The sequence below is a fragment of the Mesorhizobium sp. M1A.F.Ca.IN.020.06.1.1 genome, from assembly GCF_004023265.1.
GTDB lineage: Bacteria > Pseudomonadota > Alphaproteobacteria > Rhizobiales > Rhizobiaceae > Mesorhizobium.
This window is the reverse complement of record NZ_RZSR01000271.1, coordinates 1-6,305: the sequence shown is the minus strand read 5'-3', so window position 1 is coordinate 6,305 and position 6,305 is coordinate 1. Positions and strand designations below refer to the sequence as shown.

At 61.9% G+C, this 6,305-nt stretch carries 8 protein-coding genes; 5 read left to right on the top strand and 3 right to left on the bottom strand.

Translation table 11 applies throughout. The features are described from left to right. Nucleotides 1-101: 101 nt before the first annotated feature. Entirely contained in the window at nt 102-341 is a 240-nt protein-coding gene (locus EOA60_RS14250) for a hypothetical protein (protein WP_095779478.1), read from the top strand. Between the two features lie 69 nt (nt 342-410). On the opposite strand, the gene EOA60_RS14245 is transcribed toward EOA60_RS14250, so the two are convergent. Next, the gene (locus tag EOA60_RS14245) at nt 411-620 is read right to left on the bottom strand and encodes a hypothetical protein (RefSeq protein ID WP_066992002.1); all 210 of its coding nucleotides are present in this window, start codon (nt 618-620) and stop codon (nt 411-413) included. A 285-nt stretch (nt 621-905) separates the two neighbouring features. Between EOA60_RS14245 and EOA60_RS14240 the strand changes: the two genes are divergently transcribed. Continuing rightward, the gene (locus EOA60_RS14240; RefSeq protein ID WP_127335128.1) at nt 906-1,772 is read left to right on the top strand and encodes a Ku protein; all 867 of its coding nucleotides are present in this window, start codon (nt 906-908) and stop codon (nt 1,770-1,772) included. Nucleotides 1,773-2,160: 388 nt separating this feature from the next. On the opposite strand, the gene EOA60_RS14235 is transcribed toward EOA60_RS14240, so the two are convergent. Next, the gene (locus tag EOA60_RS14235) at nt 2,161-2,436 is read right to left on the bottom strand and encodes a hypothetical protein (RefSeq protein WP_245489826.1); all 276 of its coding nucleotides are present in this window, start codon (nt 2,434-2,436) and stop codon (nt 2,161-2,163) included. Nucleotides 2,437-2,960: 524 nt separating this feature from the next. Between EOA60_RS14235 and EOA60_RS14230 the strand changes: the two genes are divergently transcribed. From EOA60_RS14230 to EOA60_RS14220, 3 genes are all read left to right on the top strand, one after another. After that, entirely contained in the window at nt 2,961-3,164 is a 204-nt protein-coding gene (locus tag EOA60_RS14230) for a hypothetical protein (protein WP_095826283.1), read from the top strand. Between the two features lie 320 nt (nt 3,165-3,484). Next, nucleotides 3,485-3,910, top strand: coding sequence for a hypothetical protein (locus EOA60_RS14225; protein WP_067320635.1), 426 nt, complete (start codon nt 3,485-3,487; stop codon nt 3,908-3,910). A 549-nt stretch (nt 3,911-4,459) separates the two neighbouring features. Further along, nucleotides 4,460-4,774 (top strand): hypothetical protein, encoded by a 315-nt coding sequence (locus EOA60_RS14220; RefSeq protein WP_095826296.1) that lies wholly within the window; start codon nt 4,460-4,462, stop codon nt 4,772-4,774. A gap of 71 nt (nt 4,775-4,845) precedes the next feature. On the opposite strand, the gene EOA60_RS14215 is transcribed toward EOA60_RS14220, so the two are convergent. Beyond that, a partial coding sequence (locus tag EOA60_RS14215; RefSeq protein ID WP_128311511.1) for an erythromycin esterase family protein occupies nt 4,846-6,305 on the bottom strand: 1,460 nt, incomplete at its 5' end.

Sequence of the window (6,305 nt, the reverse complement as noted above, 5' to 3'; positions counted from 1 at the left end):
GTTCGAATTCTTGGGATTCGGCAACGCGCGGCAAACGAGGCTCGGCGAGACGGAACCAATTCGGGGCACGGCTGTTCCGCCGTCAATGTGGAGCGACAGCCATGGGCATCTTTTCCGATCTGGATAAGAAACTTACCGACAACCTCTATGAGCATGGCAGCCAGCTGACCGATCCCAGCGCTGATCTGCCCCGTCGGGTCAAGGAGAGGGTCGATCTCCTCATGCCGTTCATCCAGCCGGAGGCGCGTGAGGCGGTGAGGCTGCAAATCCTCGGCATCATTCACGAGCACATATTAGATGAGACCGAGATTGGGCCTGGAGAGCCAGCGGCCAAGGAATGAGAGAAGCTGGCTGGACGCGTCATCGATTTCCGGCCGCCCTAAAGCGGCAGCGCCGAACGGAGCCAGGCGCTAGCTGATATCTATGATTTTTCGCTTCTTGGGCGTCCGGCCCGGCCTGGCCGCGGGAGGAGGCGACTTTGCCGCCGGTGCCGCGGCCAAACGCTGCTCGCGTAGTCGCGCCGTCTTTGCCTGGCGCGCCAGTCGTTCCGTCTCAAGCAGTTCGCGCGCCGCATTCGAGGTGCGCTCACGCCTGTCCTTGTCGATCTTCCGCGTCGCCACGGTCGTTCCAGATCAATTCGCCGTTGGAGCCGTATCCAACTTGCCCGAAGGCCCATTGTTCCGAATGATCCCGCGACGGACGGACGTTTCGAACGAAATGTCTGCAACTCGAATATGTCGGGCCAAGCCCTTGTCGAAAGCTCCCGTTGCTTCTCCCGCCGGGAACTTCAGCGCTGCTTCCCGGTTCAGCCGGCTGAAGCCGACGCGATGCGCCGGCCTGCGACGTCGGAACCGAAGCGGTGCGTTCGCCGTTCCGGCTGCATTCCTGTCGCCAAGGAGATCGCCATGGCGCCGCGTCCCGCCTGGAGCGGTTATCTCAAACTGTCGCTGGTCACCTGTGCCGTCGAATTGACGAACGTCGTGACCCATGCCGAGAAGGTTTCCTTCCACGTGCTCAATCGCAAGACCGGCAACAGGGTCCGGCGCATCTATGTCGATGCCGAGAGCGGCAAGCCGCTGGATAAAGACGACGAGGTCAGGGGCTACGAAGTCGGCAAGGACGAATTCATCTTCATCGAAGAGGAAGACATCGAGGCGGTGCAGATCGAGTCCTCGCACACGCTCAATCTCGACGGCTTCGTCGACAAATCGTCGATCGAGCAGATCTATCTCGACGCACCCTACTACGTGACGCCCGCCGACAAGGTCTCGGAAGAGGCCTTTGCGGTGATCCGCGACGCGCTGGCAGAAAAGAAGATGGCCGGGCTCGCTCGCATCGTGCTCCATCAGAGGGAACGCCCGGTGGTGGTCGAGTCGCGCGGCAAGGGCATGATGCTGACCACCCTGCGTTATGGCGACACCGTGCGCGAGCCCGCCGGCGTCTTCGCCGAGATCAAGTCGGGAAAGCCCGACAGCGAGATGATCGGGTTGGCCGAGCACATCATCGATAAGCAGAAGGGCAAGTTCGATCCCACCGAGTTCCGGGACCGATATCAGGAGGCACTGCTGGAACTGGTTCGCGCCAGAAAGGCCGGCAGGAAGGCGCCGAAAGCCAAGGCGGAACCCAAGCCGTCCAATGTGGTCAATTTGTTCGATGCGCTGAAAAAGAGCCTCGGCGCGGAGGCCGGGGCAAAACCCAAATCCCCGAAGTCCAGGGGAGCGCCGAAACGAAAAAAGACGAAGAATTCTGCACGGGGGCGCAAATCGGCATAGCAGTTGTCTGTGCGGTGAGCGACATCAAGCTGGCTTGCAGACCGAGGCAAACAAGGCTGGAGTCTCGGCGCCTTCGCCGAGGAGGAATTCGGGTAACGCCCAGCGCGGGCTAAAACACCGGCCGTGGCAGAAGAGCATGAGCTCGAGAATTTCGCGCGCCGGGGCGCACCGGGCACGATCCAAAAATCTATCCGTTGCGTTCCTCGCTTTCACGCAACAGCCGCACGATCGCATCGACTGGGGATGGATTGGCCGCCGGCTGGATTTTCCGTCGCCAAAGATGGCGAAGAAGCTTTTTCAACATGGGCATGCACATACTCCCTAGCTATCAGACCTTGCATCGGGCGTTCCGGGTTGGAGCGCCACTTCCTCGGCGAGCCGGCATCCATCAACCCAGCCGGGCGGCAAGCAGGAAAGCGGCGCCCGCCAGAACCACGAGCGCCGCAATCACCAGCACCGGCCCGTTCCTGCTCGGCTGAAGGCCGGGCGCGTTCTGGGGGCGCTGCATGGCGTTGGCGAAGCTCGCCTGATTGGTGAATTTCGGTTCATCTTGTGCGACGTGATGGGTGGAACTCGCCGACCCTCCCGCCTCTGCATCCGTTTCCTGCGGGGCGGCAGAAGGGTCGAATCCGGGCGTCTTGTCCCGGGTAATGCCCATCTGCATTTCGCCTCGATCCTCGGCGGGTGTTCGCTTGCTCGGTGAGGTCATCGGACAGCTCCTTTCTACCAAACATCTGTCCGGCGTCGGTGTTCCCACGGGATCATTTGAACGCGAAGTAGAAACGCTGCTGTCCAGGCACTCGTTTCCGGGAAGGGGGAACTATCGCTGCCGCCAATCGCTGAGCGCGGCCGGAACCTTTCCTGTTGGGCAGCTTTTACCTTCGTTATCTAAGATGACGAGGCACCGATGCAGGTTCTCGAGACCCACATACTTTCCAGGTCGGAAGGCGTGGTGACAGTCGAATTTCTCGGTGAGGGCGGCGAAAAGATTGCCGTCACAATGGCTGGATCCGATCCACGGCCGACGAACGGCGACACCGCTCTTATCGATCGCGCCAAAGAGATGATGGTGCAGTGCGCGGTTTTCGAGACCGTGGAAGACCGGTCCGAGCAGCAGAGCAACCGCGACTTCAGCGAGCCCGCCAAGCCGGAGAGCCCTTCACATTCGAATATCGCGACCATGATGGCGTGCGGCAGCTCAAGGGCGTGGAATTCCCGAACCTGGAGGCCGTGCACGACGAGGCGCTGCGTTCGGCGATTGATTTGCTTGACGACACGGCCGCCGAAGGTGGGCAGCAGGGCTGGGCCGTCCGGGTTCGCGACGCCAACGGAAAGATCGTGCTGTCAATCGACTTCGACGAGGCGAAACGGAAGAAGGCGGCAACGGAATGAGGACCGCGGGGGCCTGAGAAAGGACCATGCTCCCGTTCCTATCACTGATATGAGATATTCGACAATGCGCCTGCATCTTAGTCCAGCCTGGGCTCGCAACTGAAACGCCGTGCAGTCCTGCACTGCGGAACCTCATTCCAAATGAATTCCGTGTTCATCCGGAACTTTGGGGACGACTGTCAGTTCGATGATTTGCAGGCGCCGCTTTTTTGGCGCCTGCCGGAGATCGGTGGGAAACACTGATCGGCCCACACCTCAGACGCGGGCCTGCCGACCCCGCCAGGACAAGCCGGTCAGCCAAGTATGGACGGGAGCCTATCATGAAACACCAAACGCTCGACCAACTGCACGCAGTCGCTGATATCAATCCGCTGGTGCCGCTCACGACAAGGACTGAAAAGATAGAGAGGTGGGCAGAACTGCTCGAGCGGAATCCGTTGCGCTGTCTCGCCGCGCTCACCGGCACCGAGTATCTCTATCCAGGCATGCGGGAAGAGGCGCGGGCGGCTGGATCCCCGCTGACGGTTGCGTTCGAAGACCCGCTGCTGAGGGCCTCGGGCCTGCAGTCCGATACCTATGGGGAAGCCAAACGCTTCTTTGAACTCTCCGATTGGCAGTTGCATGAAGTCGTCTGCAGCTGCCACACCGGCGCAACCATGCAGGCCAGTTGGGCTGCTGGACGCGTCCGGAGAATTGTCACAGGCAATCGCATTTTTGCCTGGCTGAGAAGCCGCTTCATACACTGACTGCGTCTCAACCTGCTCGCTATCGCGGCTGTTGCGACAGCCGCCGGCTTTGCTCGGACGTTGATCGATCCGCGGAGCGATAGGTCCATGCAGGGCGCGCGAGACCGCAATGCGGCGAAGACGGCGATGCGGTGAGAACGGCAAGTCGCCGATCGAAAGGCCCTGCTTCAGCCGTTCTGGTCGATCGCGTGGGGCGCTGGCTGCTGGCTCCCGCCGCTCGGGCGCTCGGGCTCTCGGCCGATCCAGGCCCAAACGGTTATCAACAAAATCACCACGATCGCGATCACTGCAACGATCCGGGGCATCAGAAATCCTTTCGTCCGCTGCTAGCCGCCCGGCTTTTTCGTGTTTGGAGCCGAAGCCGCGCCGACTGTCGGATCGGGCGCAACCGGACCGCGCTTGGCCTCCGAACCTCTGTTTGCCTAATTGGGCGATGGCGTGTTTGTTCCATCGGACTGATGGAGCCGATTGCCCGCGTCCCTTATCGGCCAGGTCGGGGAACGCTCTTCCGACGATCTTGTTATCCTCCAGATCAACCCGGAGAGAGTCATGGGCAAGGAAGAGAACCGCCGCGAGACCGGCGCCAGGAAGTACCCGGCCAATACCGATCCGGATCCCTCAGACCGGTTTTCGCAGGCCGCGGCCGGCAACGAAAAGCCTCACGATCGCTTTGGGCTCACCCGCAGACAGGGCGAGGTGGAAGACAAGACACATCAGTCGGAAGGGCAAAACCCTCCGGGACGGGCGACGCCTGGTCCTGCGACGCAAAAAACTTCCGGAGCCGGCCCATCGGTCGCCGAGCATTCCAAGGATGCGAAAGCACCCAGAGGCGGCCGCCGGTCTGGTGCCTACGTGAAAGAATAGTAGTCTTCGCTCGCCGCACCACGCGCGCCGAAGGTTCCGCATCAGCGCGATGTCGAATGCATTCGTCATGCCTACACGCCGAAGGGGTAGGTGTCCGGGACCCCGCGCGTCGCATGCTCCGGCCCGAGCGGCGTCACGGCGGTAGTTTCATGGAACCAGACGAAGGCATCGAATTGCCGCGCAAGCGAGGCGTCGGCATAGTGGCTGTGCAGTTCCGTTTCCGGCCGATAGATCACTCCGATGAACCGTTCTAGCCGACGTTCGGTCAGCCGTTCATGAAGGGCTGGATCGGCTCCAAGGTCGAGCAGGAAACGAGCGGTGCCGGCGTCGTGGCAAAGCCGCTCGTAGCTGTCCTCGCGCGAAGGCCGCACGGACATGATTTCCATTTCGCCGTCCCAATGCCTGGCGGCAGCGACCGTCCCGGCATGCGTGCCGAAGCCGATGAGGGCTACGTCGTCGCCGAACCGCTGGCGACAGAGCTGACCGATGTTCACTTCGTCCCTGACGATTCCCATCTCCGTGAAGCGGGCGTCGCCGATATGGGAGTTGTGCGCCCAGACCACGGCCTTGGCATCGGGGGAACGCGCTTCGATAACATGTTGCAGTGTGTCGAACATGTGCGTGTCACGCAGGTTCCAGGATTGCGCGCCGCCATAGTACATCACGCGATAGTAGTGCTCGGCGGAGGCGATGAGCCGGGCGTTCTGCGCGGCATCGAACAATTCGTCGCCGTCCTGGCCGGCGTGATCGAGCTGACGCGACAGCATGTCCCGGCATTGCCGCAGCACCGCCTCCTCGCATTCCCGGTAGCCTCGGGTTAGCGCCGCCCGGCCATAGGTGGCGGGTTCGTGCTGCCACGGCGTCAGGCAGCCGTAGCGTTCGCGGGCAATGCTTGCCGCCTCCGGATCGATGCGGTCGAGATATTCCAAAACCGCCGCGATCGAGCCTTTCATATTGTAGATATCGAGGCCGTAGAACCCTGCCTGGCTTGCCGGTGTTTCGATCTGCTCGTTGTGCGCACGCAGCCACTCCACGAATGCCGCGAATTCGGCGTTGCGCCACATCCAGGTGGGAAACCGCTGGAAAGGCATGTCGGCGCGCGGCGAAGGTGGGCGGTGGCGCACATAGCGGTCGATCGCCGCGGCGTCGGGCCAGTCGGCTTCAGCGGCGACGATCGTGAAGCCATGTTTCTCGATCAGTCTTCTGGTGATCCAAGCCCGCGCCCGATAGAACTCGGATGTGCCGTGGCTCGCTTCGCCGAGCAGCACGATCCGCCGGTCGGCAAAGCGATCGAAGGCCTCCACAAAGGCGGGATCATCGAACTCCGGAAGCGGTTCGGCCGCTGCGGCAATCATCTGCGGAAGACTGCGCGCTGGCAAGAGCGGGGAGGTACGGCTGGTTCGGATGCGGTTGTCCTCCTGCCAGCCTTCTTCGCCGATCAAAGGGACAAAGCGCACCGCACCGAAATCTTCCTCGCTGTAGGTGGAAGCGCCCGTGCGGGTGACTTTGAGGAGACGCTGCTCGTCAGGGT

Bases quoted from the DNA above. Each gene is read 5' to 3' on its own strand.
- EOA60_RS14235 (WP_245489826.1), bottom strand. From the start codon at position 2,436: ATGCAGATGGGCATTACCCGGGACAAGACGCCCGGATTCGACCCTTCT.
- EOA60_RS14220 (WP_095826296.1), top strand. From the start codon at position 4,460: ATGGGCAAGGAAGAGAACCGCCGCGAGACCGGCGCCAGGAAGTACCCG.
- EOA60_RS14240 (WP_127335128.1), top strand. From the start codon at position 906: ATGGCGCCGCGTCCCGCCTGGAGCGGTTATCTCAAACTGTCGCTGGTC.
- EOA60_RS14250 (WP_095779478.1), top strand. From the start codon at position 102: ATGGGCATCTTTTCCGATCTGGATAAGAAACTTACCGACAACCTCTAT.
- EOA60_RS14225 (WP_067320635.1), top strand. From the start codon at position 3,485: ATGAAACACCAAACGCTCGACCAACTGCACGCAGTCGCTGATATCAAT.